Origin of the sequence: Sinorhizobium terangae, from assembly GCF_009601505.1 — a bacterium.
GTDB classification, from domain to species: domain Bacteria; phylum Pseudomonadota; class Alphaproteobacteria; order Rhizobiales; family Rhizobiaceae; genus Sinorhizobium; species Sinorhizobium terangae.
The window spans coordinates 62,309-76,507 of the sequence record NZ_WITC01000023.1; the positions used below are offsets into that span (position 1 = coordinate 62,309).

A 14,199-nucleotide genomic window follows, 5' to 3' on the forward strand; every position below is an offset into this window, starting at 1 on the left:
AATCAGGCGGTCGCGCCCTCGACCAGTTCGAATCCGAGATCAACGACCTGCGGTGGCGCGTTCGTGACCACCAGTTCCGCCGCTATCCGTCCAGTCGCGACGCGAGGCGTCCGTATGGTCGAGAGCGGCTGCGGCGTCACTCGGCCGATATCGAGGCCGTTATAACCGAAGATCGCCAGTTGTGAGGGAACCGAGATTCCGTGCGCCAGGCAGTGAAAATAGCCGCCGAGCGCCATGTCGTCGTTCGAAAAATAGACCGCGTCGAGGTCGCGACGCCTTGCCAGCAGCCGCTCCAGTCCCAGCCGCCCGCTTTCCACCGACGATCCGCCAGCGTAGATTTCCCGATCAGCAAGCGGAGCACCGGCCGCGCCGAGCGCTTCAGAAAGCCCGGCAAAGCGCTTGCCGGCGCGCGTGTCGCGATCAAGGTCGTGCCCAACATAGCCGATCCGACGATAGCCGCGCTTCAACAGGAACTCGGCGCTTGCACGCCCGGCAGCACGATTGGAATAGCCGACCGCGAGATCCAGCGCCGTGCCATCGAGATCGAGCAGTTCGACGACCCGGCAGCCGCTCGCGCGCAACATCTTCAGCGTGCGCTCGCTGTGTTCGAAGCCGGCAAGCATCACCGCCGTCGGCCGCCAGGCGAGCATTGCAGCGACGAGCGCCTCCTCGCGCTCGGGATCGTAGTCGGTGACGGAGAAGACGGCCTGATGCTGATTTTCCTCCAGCACAGTGCTCGCCCCGCGCAATACATCCGGAAAGACGATGTTGGAGAGCGACGGGATCACGAAGGCGACGAGCCGCGACCCGGCGGACGCGAGCGTGCCGGCGATGCGGTTCGGCACATAGCCGAGTCGTTCGACCGCTTCCATCACCCGGTCCCTCGTCTTCTTGGAAAACGAGCCGTGATCGCGCAAGACGCGCGACACGGTGCTCTCGCCGACGCCGGCGGCTTCCGCGACCTCGGCAAGCGTCACCGCCGGATGGTGCCTGAAATCCAAAGTCACATTCTCGCCTCCTGACAGCCTGCCATCCATCCCGAGCCCTGGTGCCGCTCGGCGCTCGAGATCTGTCGTTCGATTCAATAGATAACCCGAATATTTGGCAGCGCTACCATTTTTCATTTGGCAGCGCTGCCAAAATCCTATAGGGGAGAATGGCAGCGCTGCCAAACAGGCGCCGCGCCGCGCCGGGGTGGAGCAAGGGTCCCGGGAACCTAGAGGAGGAGGAAATCATGACGCTGCAAACGCAGGCGCCGGTCGCTGGCGCGCATCTCGAACGGACGGTCGAGGATCGCGCCTATACCAAGGTTTTCTGGAGAATCGTTCCATTCTTGATGCTCTGCTACGTGGTCGCCTATCTCGACCGCGTCAATGTCGGCTTTGCCAAGCTGCAAATGTCGAGCGAGCTTGGCCTGTCGGAAGCGGCCTATGGCATCGGCGCCGGCATTTTCTTCATCGGCTATTTTCTGTTCGAGGTGCCGAGCAACGTCATCCTGAACAAGGTCGGCGCCCGCGTATGGATCGCCCGTATCATGATCACGTGGGGCGTCATCTCCGCCGCTTTCATGTTCACGACGTCGGAAAGCGTGTTCTACGTCCTGCGTTTCCTGTTGGGTGTCGCCGAGGCCGGGTTTTTCCCTGGAATCATCCTCTATCTCACGACCTGGTACCCGGCGCATCGCCGCGCCAAGATCATCACCACCTTCATGTCGGCAATCCCGATCTCATCCATCTTCGGCAATCCCGATCTCATCCATCTTCGGCAATCCGCTTTCCGGCCTGCTGATGGATAGTTTCCATGGAACGCATGGCCTTTCCGGCTGGCAATGGATGTTCCTGATCGAGGCAGTTCCCGCGATCCTTTTCGGTATCGCCACCTTCTTCTATCTTGACGACACGATCGGCCATGCGAACTGGCTGACGAAGGAGGAAAAGAACGTGCTGGCGGCCAATATCGACGCCGAGAATCGGGTGAAATCGTCGAGCCCGCACAGCATCGCCGGAGCGCTGACCGATCGCCGCGTCTGGCTCATGTGCCTGATCTATTTCTGCTTCGTCCTCGGACAATACGGACTGAATTTTTGGATGCCGACGATCGTGAAGGCGACCGGGGTGACCGGAAACCTCAACATCGGTCTTATTTCCGCGATCCCCTATCTTTGCACCTTCGTCGTCATGCTCGTGCTCGGACGTTCTTCGGACCGTTTCCGCGAACGGCGCTGGCATCTCGTCGTCCCGGCAGTCATTGCTGCCGGCGGTTTCGTCGCGGCAACCGTAGCGACGAGCACCACCGTCGCGATCGTCTGCCTCTCGCTCGCTGCCGCAGGCGCCATAAGCTGCGCACCGCTCTTCTGGTCGCTGCCGACCGCCTTTCTCGCAGGGACCGGAGCTGCGGCCGGGATCGCCTGGATCAACTCGGTCGGCAACCTCGCAGGCTTCCTGGGACCGTTCCTGGTCGGTTATCTGAAGGACTTCACCGGCAACAACAGCGCGGGCATGTATTTCCTGGCCGCGGCTCTTATCGTCGGCGCGCTCGCCGTGCTGACGGTTCCTGCCAAGACCGTCAACCGCTAGAACCAATGACACTGTACCCCTCCGGCCTTTCCGGAGGGTCAACCCGACATCCGAGACTGGAGGATATCGTCATGACACTGCATGTTGAAAATCCCGGCCGCAGTGCCGTGGCCGCGGTGATCGGCCTCGGCTCGATGGGGTTCGGCATGGCGCAGGCGCTGAAGCGTGCGGGTCTCGCGGTCGTCGGCTACGACGTCGCTCCCGCCGCCGTCGCGCGCTTCATCGCGGAAGGCGGTCGCGGGGCGAGCACGCTCGGAGAGGCCGTTCGCGATGCCGACATCGTCGTTTCGGTGGTCGTCAACGCCGTACAGACCGAAGCCGTCCTGTTCGGCCCGGAGGGTATCGCAAGCGTCATGAAGCCCGGCGCCGTCTTCATTTCGTCTGCAACGATGGACCCGGCGATCGCGCGTGATCTCGCGCAGCGGGTCGAAGCGCTCGGTTTCCACTATCTCGACGCGCCGATCTCCGGTGGCGCTGCAAAAGCGGCGAAGGGCGAATTGACGATCATGGCGTCCGGGTCGGCACGAGCCTTCGCCGCGGCCCGCCCTGCCCTCGACGCGATGGCCGCCAAGGTGTACGAGCTCGGCGACGCCGCCGGTACCGGCGCGGCCTTCAAGATGATCAACCAACTCCTGGCCGGCGTGCACATCGCTGCCGCCTGCGAGGCCATCAGCTTCGCTGCCAAGCAGGACCTCAATCTCGAGAAAGTCTACGAGGTGATCACCGCCTCGGCCGGCAATTCCTGGATGTTCGAAAACCGCATCCCGCATGTGCTCGCGGGCGACTACACACCGCTCAGTGCCATCGAGATTTTCGTAAAAGACCTCGGCATCGTTCAGGATATGGCTCGCGCGGAGCGCTATCCGGTGCCGCTCGTGGCGGCTGCCTTGCAGATGTATCTCGCGGCTTCCGGCGCCGGCATGGGGCGCGACGACGACTCTTCGCTTGCGCGGCTCTATGCGCAGCTTTCCGGCGCGCAACTGCCAGGCACGATCAAGGCATAAGGACGACACCATGCCCCTTTTCGCCGCCAATCTGACGATGATGTTTACCGAGTGGTCTTTTCTCGACCGGTTCGACGCCGCAGCCGAGGCCGGTTTCACGGCCGTCGAATATCTCTTCCCCTATGACGTGCCGCCGGAGGCGATCGCCGAACGGCTTGCCCGCAACAACCTGCAACAGGCGCTGTTCAACCTGCCGCCAGGCGACTGGGCGGCGGGCGAGCGCGGGATTGCAGTCCTGCCGGGGCGTTTCGATGCGCTCAAAGCGGATATCGACCGGGGCTTGGAATATGCCGCGGCGACAGGCGTCAAGCGGCTGCATCTGATGGCAGGCCTCGCCGATCCGTCCGACAGCGAGACTGCGACCCGCTATCGCCGTTCGGTGGCCTACGCTGCCGAGCAGCTGGCTGAGAAGGAGATCGATCTCCTGATCGAGCCGATCAACGGCCGTAACATGCCGGGCTATTTCCTCAATGATTTCGGCGCCGCAGAGCGGCTGATCGCGGAGCTTGGACTTGCCAATCTGAAGCTTCAGTTCGACATCTACCATCGCCAGATCATGCACGGCGACGTCACGGTGGCACTCCGGCGCCTCATGCCGATCACCGGCCACATCCAGATCGCCAGCGTCCCTTCGCGCCATGAGCCGGACGGCGAAGAGCTGAATTATCCCTACCTGTTCGCAGAGATCGACCGGATCGGCTATGACGGTTTCGTCGGCTGCGAATATGCCCCGCGCGGCCGCACCCTCGACGGTCTCGACTGGTTCAAGCCGTATGCAAGGAGCTAACCGATGAGCATCCTTCTGGGATCGATCGCCGACGACTACACCGGCGCCTCAGACCTCGCCAATACGCTGACGAAGAACGGTCTCAGCACGGTGCAGACGGTCGGCATTCCCGATCCGTCGCTGCCGTTGCCGGATGTCGACGCGGTGGTCGTTTCGCTGAAGATCCGTTCAGTCGTGGCCGACGAGGCCGTCGTGGCTGCAAGCCGTGCCGAGCAATGGTTGCGCGATCGCGGTGCGGCCCATGTGCTCTACAAGATCTGCTCGACCTTCGATTCCACCGATGCCGGCAACATTGGCCCGGTCACGGAAGCGCTGAGGGATGCAGCGGGCGGCGGCGTGGTCCTGGTCACGCCCGCTTTCCCGGAAACCGGGCGCACCGTCTATCTCGGTCACCTTTTCGTCAATGGCCAGCCGCTCGACGAAAGCCCGCTCAAGGATCATCCTCTCAATCCCATGCGCGACGCCAATCTGATGCGCGTCCTGGCCCGCCAATCTCGCGGCCCCATTGGACTTATCGACTTGGCGACGGTAGCTACCGGGCCGGCCGCGGTGCGGGCGAGGATCGAAGCGCTTCGCGCAGAAGGCGCCACTGCGGCGATCGCGGACGCGATCTTCGAACGCGATCTTGAAATCCTCGGCGAGGCTCTACTCGATGCACCGGTGTCGACCGGCGCATCCGGCCTCGGTCTTGGACTCGCCCGCGCACTCGTGGGCTCCGGTCGCGTGCCGTCGAGGGTCGATACTACTGCCGATGCCGTTCGCCCCGTCGGCGGGCATGCAGCCGTCGTCGCCGGCAGTTGCTCCAGCGCCACCCTTCGCCAGCTTGCCATTGCCGAACAGGCAATGCCGGTCCTGAGGCTCGACCCCGAACGGTTGCTCACCGCCGCGCCTGACGAAATTTCAGCCGCGCTTTCCTGGGCAGGGGAGCGAATGGAGACAGGGCCGATCATCATTGCCGCCAGCACCACGCCGGATGCCGTTTCCGATCTTCAGTCGCGCTATGGACGCGAAATATCGGGGCGCGCAATCGAGGCAGCGACCGCAACGATCGCCGCCGAACTGGTGGCGCGCGGCGTCAGGCGCCTCATCGTTGCCGGCGGCGAAACCTCCGGCGCGACGGTCGACAGGCTGGGAATTCCGGCGTTCCTGATCGGCCCGGAGATCGCGCCCGGCGTGCCGGTTCTGCGGACGATCGGCAACTCACAAGGCGAGATGCTTATGGCGCTCAAATCCGGCAATTTCGGAGGCGACGACTTCTTCGCCACGGCGCTGGCGATGATGCGATAAAGGGGCGGCGAGGCCCCCTCGTCCACTCCCGCCGCCCCCTGCAGCATGCTTCCCCTCGATCGGAACCGATTGAAGGACGAAGACATGCAGCCATTCGAAATGCCCAAATCGCTTCACGGTTTTGGGCAATATGCATGAGCGCCATACCCGACTGATTGGATCGGGCCGACTCCGAGCCGCCCCGGGAATTAGAGGCCCTTCTCCTTCATGATCTGGCCGGCGTTCTCCTTCGTCACCTTCATCGTGTCGAGCGTCACAGTTTTTTCGACCTTTTCCCCGTTCAGGAACTTGATCGCCTGACGGAGCCCCTCGGCACCAGGTGTCGCATAGAGGAAGGTCGCGGTCAGTTCGCCATTATTGACCCAGGTCACGCCTTCACCCGGAAGGGCGTCGATGCCGATGAACTTGATGTCCTTCTCGCGGCCGGCGTCCTTCGCCGCGAGATAGGCGCCGTAGGCCATCGGATCGTTGTGGCCGTAGACGAGATCGATCTTCTCGTTGTTGCGGAGTGCCGTCGCCATGATGTTATAGGCCTGATCCTGCTTCCAATCGCCCGACTGCTGGTCGAGCAGGTTCTTGATGCCCGGCTCCTTGTCGGTGAATTCGTGGAAGCCGTCGTGCCTGTCGTGCGCCGGCTGCGTACCCATGCCGCCCCAGATCTCCACGACATTGCCCTGAGCCTTGCCCTTGCCGCCGAGAAGCTCGACCGCATATTCGCCCGCCGCCCGGCCGATCAGCTTGTTGTCGCCGCCGACGAACTGGGTGTACTGGTCGGTCTCGACGTTGCGGTCGAGAACGAAGACGGGGATCTTCGCGTCGATCGCCTGCTGGACGACGCCGGTGAGACCTGCCGATTCCTTCGGCGAAATAAGCAGGGCATCGACTTCCTGACGGATCAGGTTCTCGACGTCGGCAACCTGTTTTTCCGTCTTGTCCTCGCCATCCGTGACGATGAGCTCGACTTCCGGATGTTTCGCAGCTTCCGCGATGATGTCCTTGTTGAACTGCGCGCGCCACGGCTCGATGGTGGTCGCCTGGCTGAAGCCGATGCGCCACTTCTTGTCCTGGGCGAGTGCATCCTTGCCCGGCAAGAGGGCGGTGGTGGCCGCCAGAACGGCCGCAAAGGCCGCCAGTCTCATGATGTCACGACGTTTCATTCTTCCTTTCCTCCCATGGTTAGAGACAAGGTCTCTCTTGACGGCCGCTCCTCCGCGGCCGTTTCCCGTTGCGCCGGGCGGCGGCTTGTCAGCCGCAAATGGGCGAGCACATCGTAGGCGTTGCGCTCCTGGACGAGCACCGTACCGATGATGATCACGCCCTTCAGCACCAGCTGAAGATTAGAGTTGATGTTGTGGAGCTGCAGGATGTTGGAGAGCAGACCGAAGATCAGAACCCCGCAGAACGTGCCCGCGAGACTTCCGCGTCCACCCATCAAGCTCGTGCCGCCGATCACCACAGCCGCGATCGCGTCGAGCTCCAGCCCCGCGCCGGCATCCGGTTTTCCTTGCCGATACTGCGCCACATAGAGAACCGCGGCGATGCCGGCGAGCAGGCCCGAGATCGCGTAGGTGACGATCTTTACCCGCCCGGCATTGATGCCGGAAAGCCGCGCCGCCTCCTCGTTACCCCCGATCGCATAGACGTATCGGCCGAAGGGCGTGAAGCGCAGAACGACGCTATAAAGAATGATCGCGGCAATGAAGAAGATGCCCGGCATCGGTACGATGCCGAAGACGAGCTGGCGAAGCACGTCGAAATCCGCGGTGGCGTTGCTGCCGGTATAAACGGGCAGAACCGCGTTGTTCTGGCCGGCTGTCAGCCGGGCGATGCCAAGTGCCGTCACCATCATCGCCAGGGTGACGATGAACGGCTGCAGCCTGCCAACAACGATGATCACGCCGTTGATCGCGCCGAAAAGCAAGCCCACGGCGGGCGCGACCAAAAGAACCCCGAGCACCCCGAACTTCGTCTGCACCTGCGGCAGCAGGAAGCTCAAGACGAGGGCGCACAAGATGACGCCGCCCACCGCGGGCAGCAGCGTGCCGCGCGTCCGATCGAGTTGGACATCCCTGATATTGGCGACGCCAGCCCGCGTCTTTTCGATGTTGACGAAAATGAAGCGAACGACGACCGCGCCGACGAGCAGCGACGCCAATCCGACAGCCGGGATCCCGAGGAAAACGGCAGGCGTTTCGCCGGGCACGGTCAGAAGCATGGCGCAAACGACGCTGCAGATCGCCATCATCGAACCGACCGAGAGATCAATTCCGCCGGTCAAAATGACGGCCGTCATGCCGGTGGCGACAAGACCCGTCGTCGAAACCTGGCGCAGCACATCGAGAAGGTTGCCGGAAGAAAGAAAGATGTTTCTCCCCGACGAGGTCACCGGCGAGGAGAGAACGCCAATCAGGAAGATGGCGATCAGGCCCCAATAGAGTTTCGTCCGGGATAGTAGTCTCACAAATGTCATGCAACGGCCCTTCCAAGCGCGCCGCCCCGCGGCGCGGCGAGTTGCATGATGCGCTCCTCGCTCGCCTCCTCCCGGGAAATAAGCCCGGTCTGACGGCCTTCCGCCATTACCAGGATACGGTCTGCAAGATGCAAGAGTTCCGGCAACTCGGAGCTTACCACCACGATCGCCAGCCCCTCACTCGCGAGCGCGAAGATGAGGTCGTAGATCTCGCGTTTGGCGCCGACGTCGATGCCGCGTGTCGGCTCATCGAGCAGTAGCACCCGTGGCCCGGTGGCAAGCCACTTGCCGATCACCACCTTCTGCTGATTGCCGCCCGAGAGGGTCCCGGCCGTCTGGTCGATGCTGCCGCACCGCACGCCGAGCGTCTGGACGGCCTTCCGGCTCAGCACACTCTCCGCATCGAAGGACCGCAAACCGAAACGCGCCAGCCGACCGACCAGCGGCAGAGCCACGTTGTCGGTGATTGAATCATGGAGATGCAGCCCCTGGGTTTTGCGGTCTTCCGTCACCAGCGCGATGCCGAGGCGGCGGGCATCGAGCGGGGAACGAATGTCGACCGGCGTGCCATCGAGGCTGACCTCGCCGCCACGCCGACCATTGCTCGAACCGAAGATCGTTTCCAGGATCTCGGTGCGCCCCGCTCCAAGCAGCCCGCCGATACCGAAGATTTCGCCCGCGCTGACGTCGAAGCTCACAGCCTTCAGCACATCGCGCCAGCCGTGCCGGCTCGGCGTCGAAAGCGAGAGGCCGCGCACCGACAGCACGGGACCGCCTTGCGTCGATCGCTCGACGCGCTCCGCCTCGAGCAGGCCGCGCCCGACCATGGCGGCGATGACCGTCTCTTCGTCGAGCTCGGCCCTCGGCCGGGTCCAGACATGGCGGCCATCGCGAAAGACGGTGATGCGGTCGCTCAAGTGCATCACCTCATCGATGCGATGGGAAATATAGATGATCCCGACGCCGTCGGCCGCGAGCTGCCGCATGATCTTGAAGAGCCGCTGGCACTCGCCGGGTGAAAGCGCCGAAGTCGGTTCGTCCATGATAAGGATGCGCGCCTCAAGCGAGAGCGCCTTGGCAATCTCGACAAGCTGCTGCTCGCCGACTCTCAGCTGACCGACGCGGGCCTCGGGATCGAGGTCGATGCCAAGACGACGCAACAACACGCGCGATGCATCGAGGCTTGCCTTGCGATCGACGAAGAGGCCGGCGATCACCCGTTCACGGCCAAGAAAGATGTTGTCGGCGACGCGGAGCTCCGGAACGAGGTTCAGCTCCTGATGGATGATGGCGATCCCGGCCGCTTCGGCATCCCTGACGGTCGAGAAGCGCACCGGCGTACCATCGACCCGCACGAGACCGTCATAATCGGGATAAACGCCAGAAAGGATCTTCATCAGCGTCGATTTGCCGGCGCCGTTTTCGCCCATGAGGGCGTGGATCTCGCCGGCGCGCAGATCGAAACGCACGTCCTTGAGCGCGGCAATGCCGCCGAAGGATTTGGACACGCCTTCGGCGGTCAGAACGGTGCGCTGGGCATCGCTATGCGGACCAGAATGAGGCGAGATCGCATTATCATCGCGCATGACATTGGCGGCCTCCCCACCACCGATATCTCACGATCATTTTCGTATGTTTCCGAGAGCCTATTCTAAACGTTTCGAGTGTGTCAAGCGGCTATAAGTCCCACTGCAGCGCGGCTATTGCACAAATTCGCCGGCTCACATAAGGTTTTTCCAACCGTATTTCGAAACGTTTTGATCAAAGATGCAACGCCGCCGGTCACGAAAATCCACCGCACCCACGATGCTCGACGTGGCGAAGGCCGCGAGCGTTTCCGTGGCGACGGTTTCTGCGGTGATAAACGGGTCCGCTCCCGTCAGCCCCGAACTGCGCAGCCGCATCGAAGAGGCGATCCAGGTCATCGGCTACAAGCGCAACGCGATCGCCCGCAGTCTCAAGCTCGGCACCACCCGCACGGTCGGGCTGATGGTGGCCGACATCACCAACCCGTTCTTCACCGATGTCGTGGCAGTGATCCAGGATGTTCTCCATCGCGCCGGCTACGCGGTGATGCTCTGCTGCAACGACGAGGACGTCGGGATGCAGGATGAACAGATCGAGCTCCTGATCGATCGCAGCGTGGACGGCCTGATCATTGCGCCCGCGGGAGACGACGAGACCCTGAAGCGCATCCTGGCCAGCGCCAATCTTCCAACGGTGCTGATCGACCGGCTTTGCGACGGGATCGACACGGACGCCGTCGTGCTCGACAACCGCCGCGCCGTCCAGGACGCGACCGCCTATATGCTCGGCCTCGGCCATCGCCGCATCGGCTATATCTCAGGCTCGCTCGAGACGTCGACGGGACGAGAGCGCCTGGCCGGATATGAGGCCGCATTGGAAGCCGCCAAGCTGCCCTACGAGGAAGACCTCGTGCGGATCGGCAATTTCCGCGAGAAGGATGCCTACAAGGCGACGATGCAACTGCTCACGAGCGCCGAGAGACCGACGGCGATCTTTTCTGCCAACAACCTGATGGTCATCGGCGTGATGAAGGCGATCCGCGACATCGGTCTCAAGTGTCCGGAAGACGTCTCGGTCGCAAGCTTCGACGATTTCCCCTGGGCGGATGTTTTCCAGCCGCATCTGACGACGATCGCCCAGCCGGTTCAGGCGATCGGGGAGCAGGCGGCGCAACTCATCCTCGACCGTCTTTCCGGCAAGAGCCCGGCGACACCGCGCCGGCTTGTGCTGCAGGGCCGCCTGATGATCCGCGAGTCCTGCAGGCCGATCAGCCTGACACCGCGTGCGATCGCTTAGTGCCTGCCGCCTAAAAGCGCAGCGGTTCGGGCGCGGCAAACCCGAGAACCAGAGACACAAGGTGCATTCGCATTCACGCGATGCGCCTCAGCGCCATCAATCCTCGTGCAGCGCACGGGCAATCGGCGGGCCAACGGTAAGGTCGCGGAACTTTGCCGTAAAGCCTGCGCGTTCCGGGGAGCAGGCCATGACACCGATTTCCGCATCCGCGGCTGAAAACGGACAAAGCCGCGCCATCTGCCAGGGCGCGTCGCCGAAGCGGAACTGCACCCGCACCGCGTCGCCATGGCGCGTCAGCCGCACCTCGATCGCGTCGGATGGCGTTGCATCGTGGAGTGGAATGACCGACCAGTCCGAAACGCCGCGCGTGACGACGACGCTGAAATGCATCAGCCCATCGGTATATTCGATACCGCACTTGATCCAGTTCTCCTCATCGAGCCGCAGCATCAGACCGGCCTGGTCGTAGAGCTGCTCATAGACGCCCGTGATCGTGGCGGATGCGGTGAAATCGTCGGATACCGATCGGAGATAGGCGTGGCCGCTGTCGCGAACGAACCCGTAGAAGGTCTCGCGCCAGAAATCCGTATTGCCGTCCGTCGTGAGCGACAGCGCCTTTTCGTTGCCTTGCCAGCTTGACGGCTCGTTCAACCAGCGATGGTTTTCTCCCATTTTTGCCTTGCCCTCCCTTTATGTTCCGCGTCGACTTCAACGTCATATTGCGGGTTCGCCCTGCAAGCCATAGCGTAGGGGACATGGCGACGTCGAAGCTACAGGTCTATCGCAAGAAAAGGGATTTTTCGAAAACGTCGGAGCCGCCCGGCAGCCTTGCCGGCGAGAGCGGCAACCGCTTTGTCGTCCATAAACACCATGCGACGGCCGATCACTACGACCTGAGGCTTGAGGTGGGGGACGTGCTCAAAAGCTGGGCCGTCCCGAAAGGGCCATCGCTCAATCCGGCCGACAAGCGGCTCGCGGTCGAGACCGAGGATCATCCGCTGGAATACATCGACTTCGAGGGTGTCATCCCCGAGGGCGAGTATGGCGGCGGCCCGATGATCGTCTGGGACACGGGCGTCTGGGCGCCGATGGACGACATCGAGAAGAGCTTGCGCACGGGCGCCTTCAAGTTCCGCCTCGCCGGCGAAAAGCTCAATGGGGGCTGGATGCTGGCGCGGTTGAAAGCCAAGCCCGGCGAGGAAGACCAGCGCAACTGGCTCCTGTTCAAGGAACGCGACCTCGCTGCCGATGCCACTGTCGACATTCTCACCGCACGCCCAGAGAGCGTCAAATCCGGACGGCGCATCGAAGAACTGGTGGAGAAGCCGAAACCGCCAGCCAAACCTGTCAAGCCGGTCAAGCTCAATCCGGGCGCACTACCGGGCGCCGTCAAAGGTGCGGCACCCGCGCGCATCGAACCGCAGCTTGCGACGCCTGCCGACAGGCCTCCGGGTGGCGGCGCAATCGAGAGCGGCGACTGGTTGCATGAGATCAAGTTCGACGGCTACCGGACGATGGCGCACATCTCGGACGGTGAGGTGCGTCTTATCACCCGTGGCGGCCTCGACTGGACGAAGCGCTACGGCGATCTTCCGGAAGCCTTCCGCCGGCTGCCCTGCCGCGAGGCCGTTATCGACGGCGAAATCATCGTCCCTGACGACCAAGGAATCAGTCGCTTTTCCCTGTTGCAGGAGGCACTTTCGAGTGGCGCCGGTAACAAGCTTGTCTTCTACGCCTTCGATCTTCTCTATCTCGATGGCTGGAGTCTGCTGGCTACTCCGCTTGAAAAGCGCAAGGCGCTGCTCGCGAAATTGCTTTCCTCGCATGTATCGGGGCGCTCGGCCATCCAGTTCAGCGATCATGTCCCTGGCGACGGGCGAGCGCTTTACGACCGGGCGTCGGAATTGGGACTTGAAGGCATTATCTCCAAGCGAGCCTCGGCGCCCTACCAGAGCGGCCGATCGAAAACCTGGACCAAGACCAAGGCGCTCCAGCCGGACGACTTCGTGATTGCCGGATACACCACCTCGGAGGCGGCCGAGGGTCTCGCCGCGCTGGCACTCGGGGAATGGGTCGAGGGCGAACTGCAATACCGCGGCAAGGTCGGAACCGGCTTCGATGCGCACACGGCGCAAGAATTGCTCGCGCGGTTGGAGCCGCTTCGCGCCGGTGCGGCAAAACTCGAGGGTGCGCCAAAGGAGATCGTCTGGGTCCGCCCCGTGCTGTGGGCACATATCCATTATGGCAACCGCACGGCCGACAATGTGCTTCGCCATGCCGTGTTCAAGGGGCTTCGCGAAATCGAACTGTCGACGCCCGCCGCGCCGCAGCGAAAGCGGCTGATTTCGGACGCGGACCTCGCCAGCATTTCGATCACAAATCCGACGCGCCGCCTGTTCGGGAAGTCCGGCCCGACCAAGCTCGACATCGCCGTCTACTATGCGCTCGTCGGCGATTTCATGCTGCCGCATATTCTCAATCGCCCGGTCTCGCTTGTGCGCTGCCCGACGGGAAGGTCCCAGGATTGCTTCTTCCAACGTCACCCCTTCACCGGCATGCCGTCCTCGGTCGAAACCTTTCAATCAACCAACTCGGAAGGCGAGACGAAATCCTACCTTTCGGTGGGAGACGCCAAGGGATATCTCGCGCTGGCGCAATTCGGCGTCGTCGAGTTTCACACCTGGGGGACCGTCACCAAGCAGCTTGAAAAGGCTGACCGCATCGTCTTCGACCTCGACCCGGGCGAAGGCATCACCTGGCGCGAGGTGGTCGAGGCCGCCGTCCATGTGCGCGGCGAGCTGGAGGCGCTTAACCTCGTTCCCTTCGTCAAGACATCTGGCGGCAGGGGCGTGCACGTGGTCGTGCCGATCGTGCCGAAACTCAACTGGAAAAAGGTGCATCAGGCAACAAGCGCGATTGCGACCCGTCTGGCCGCGACCGCGCCCGAGGTGTTCACCACCACGATGGGCAAGGAAAACCGCGTCAAGCGAATCTTCATCGACTTCCATCGCAACGCGCGCGGCCACACGGCAGCCGCCCCCTACTCGCTTCGCGCGAGGACAAATCTACCGGCGTCAACCCCGGTAAGCTGGAGCGATCTCGAGTCTATCGACGCTCCGGAGGATTTGAACTATTCTTCGCTGCCTGGCCTCCTGGTCACGTCCGGCGATCCATGGGCGGAAATAGCTGCCTTCGCCAGGGATCTGCCGCAGTTGTCCGAGGCGGGGAAGTAGTTTCGTGTTGCCGCGCAGG

10 protein-coding genes and 1 pseudogene are annotated in these 14,199 nt (G+C 62.9%); 6 read left to right on the forward strand and 5 right to left on the reverse strand.

Translation table 11 applies throughout. From position 1 onward, the window contains the following. Window positions 1-2: 2 nt before the first annotated feature. Window positions 3-1,037 carry a LacI family DNA-binding transcriptional regulator gene (locus GHK62_RS04420; RefSeq protein ID WP_153437159.1) on the reverse strand — a complete coding sequence of 345 codons (1,035 nt, stop codon included), beginning with the start codon at window positions 1,035-1,037 and terminating at the stop codon, window positions 3-5. Between the two features lie 197 nt (window positions 1,038-1,234). On the opposite strand from GHK62_RS04420, the pseudogene GHK62_RS04425 reads away from it, so the two are divergent. From GHK62_RS04425 to otnK, 4 genes and pseudogenes are all read left to right on the forward strand, one after another. Then, a pseudogene (locus GHK62_RS04425) lies at window positions 1,235-2,576 on the forward strand (MFS transporter). 71 nt (window positions 2,577-2,647) lie between these two features. Then, window positions 2,648-3,580, forward strand: a complete 933-nt coding sequence (gene ltnD / locus GHK62_RS04430) for an L-threonate dehydrogenase (RefSeq protein WP_153437112.1) — start codon at window positions 2,648-2,650, stop codon at window positions 3,578-3,580. 10 nt (window positions 3,581-3,590) lie between these two features. Then, window positions 3,591-4,367 (forward strand): 2-oxo-tetronate isomerase, encoded by a 777-nt coding sequence (gene otnI, locus GHK62_RS04435; RefSeq protein WP_153437113.1) that lies wholly within the window; start codon window positions 3,591-3,593, stop codon window positions 4,365-4,367. 3 nt (window positions 4,368-4,370) lie between these two features. Beyond that, on the forward strand, window positions 4,371-5,654 hold the full coding sequence (gene otnK, locus GHK62_RS04440; RefSeq protein WP_153437114.1) for a 3-oxo-tetronate kinase: 1,284 nt from the start codon (window positions 4,371-4,373) through the stop codon (window positions 5,652-5,654). Between the two features lie 188 nt (window positions 5,655-5,842). Here the strand turns inward: otnK and GHK62_RS04445 are convergent, their stop codons facing one another. From GHK62_RS04445 to GHK62_RS04455, 3 genes are read right to left on the reverse strand one after another with little or no spacing between them, the layout of a single operon-like run. Further along, complete coding sequence (locus GHK62_RS04445; RefSeq protein ID WP_153437115.1) at window positions 5,843-6,811, reverse strand: substrate-binding domain-containing protein; 969 nt, start codon at window positions 6,809-6,811, stop codon at window positions 5,843-5,845. Further along, window positions 6,808-8,124, reverse strand: coding sequence for an ABC transporter permease (locus tag GHK62_RS04450; RefSeq protein WP_153437116.1), 1,317 nt, complete (start codon window positions 8,122-8,124; stop codon window positions 6,808-6,810). Before GHK62_RS04450 ends, GHK62_RS04445 begins: the two co-directional genes overlap by 4 nt. Continuing rightward, entirely contained in the window at window positions 8,121-9,710 is a 1,590-nt protein-coding gene (locus GHK62_RS04455) for a sugar ABC transporter ATP-binding protein (protein WP_153437117.1), read from the reverse strand. The genes GHK62_RS04450 and GHK62_RS04455 overlap by 4 nt, the downstream gene beginning before the upstream one ends. A gap of 220 nt (window positions 9,711-9,930) precedes the next feature. Here GHK62_RS04455 and GHK62_RS04460 point away from each other — a divergent pair, with 220 nt between their 5' ends. Continuing rightward, a complete protein-coding gene (locus tag GHK62_RS04460; RefSeq protein WP_153437118.1) occupies window positions 9,931-10,947 on the forward strand; it encodes a LacI family DNA-binding transcriptional regulator in 1,017 nt (338 codons plus the stop codon). Window positions 10,948-11,043: 96 nt separating this feature from the next. Here the strand turns inward: GHK62_RS04460 and GHK62_RS04465 are convergent, their stop codons facing one another. Then, window positions 11,044-11,619: a DUF1349 domain-containing protein gene (locus tag GHK62_RS04465; protein WP_153437119.1), complete on the reverse strand. Its 576-nt coding sequence runs from the start codon at window positions 11,617-11,619 to the stop codon at window positions 11,044-11,046. Between the two features lie 83 nt (window positions 11,620-11,702). Between GHK62_RS04465 and ligD the strand changes: the two genes are divergently transcribed. Further along, window positions 11,703-14,180, forward strand: a complete 2,478-nt coding sequence (ligD, locus tag GHK62_RS04470; protein WP_153437120.1) for a DNA ligase D — start codon at window positions 11,703-11,705, stop codon at window positions 14,178-14,180. Window positions 14,181-14,199: the final 19 nt, after the last annotated feature.

Excerpts from the sequence above, each read along its gene's own strand:
- GHK62_RS04420 (WP_153437159.1), bottom strand. The coding sequence starts at position 1,037 with ATGGATGGCAGGCTGTCAGGAGGCGAGAATGTGACTTTGGATTTCAGG.
- ltnD (WP_153437112.1), top strand. The coding sequence starts at position 2,648 with ATGACACTGCATGTTGAAAATCCCGGCCGCAGTGCCGTGGCCGCGGTG.
- otnI (WP_153437113.1), top strand. The coding sequence starts at position 3,591 with ATGCCCCTTTTCGCCGCCAATCTGACGATGATGTTTACCGAGTGGTCT.
- otnK (WP_153437114.1), top strand. The coding sequence starts at position 4,371 with ATGAGCATCCTTCTGGGATCGATCGCCGACGACTACACCGGCGCCTCA.
- GHK62_RS04445 (WP_153437115.1), bottom strand. The coding sequence starts at position 6,811 with ATGAAACGTCGTGACATCATGAGACTGGCGGCCTTTGCGGCCGTTCTG.
- GHK62_RS04450 (WP_153437116.1), bottom strand. The coding sequence starts at position 8,124 with ATGACATTTGTGAGACTACTATCCCGGACGAAACTCTATTGGGGCCTG.
- GHK62_RS04455 (WP_153437117.1), bottom strand. The coding sequence starts at position 9,710 with ATGCGCGATGATAATGCGATCTCGCCTCATTCTGGTCCGCATAGCGAT.
- GHK62_RS04460 (WP_153437118.1), top strand. The coding sequence starts at position 9,931 with ATGCTCGACGTGGCGAAGGCCGCGAGCGTTTCCGTGGCGACGGTTTCT.
- GHK62_RS04465 (WP_153437119.1), bottom strand. The coding sequence starts at position 11,619 with ATGGGAGAAAACCATCGCTGGTTGAACGAGCCGTCAAGCTGGCAAGGC.
- ligD (WP_153437120.1), top strand. The coding sequence starts at position 11,703 with ATGGCGACGTCGAAGCTACAGGTCTATCGCAAGAAAAGGGATTTTTCG.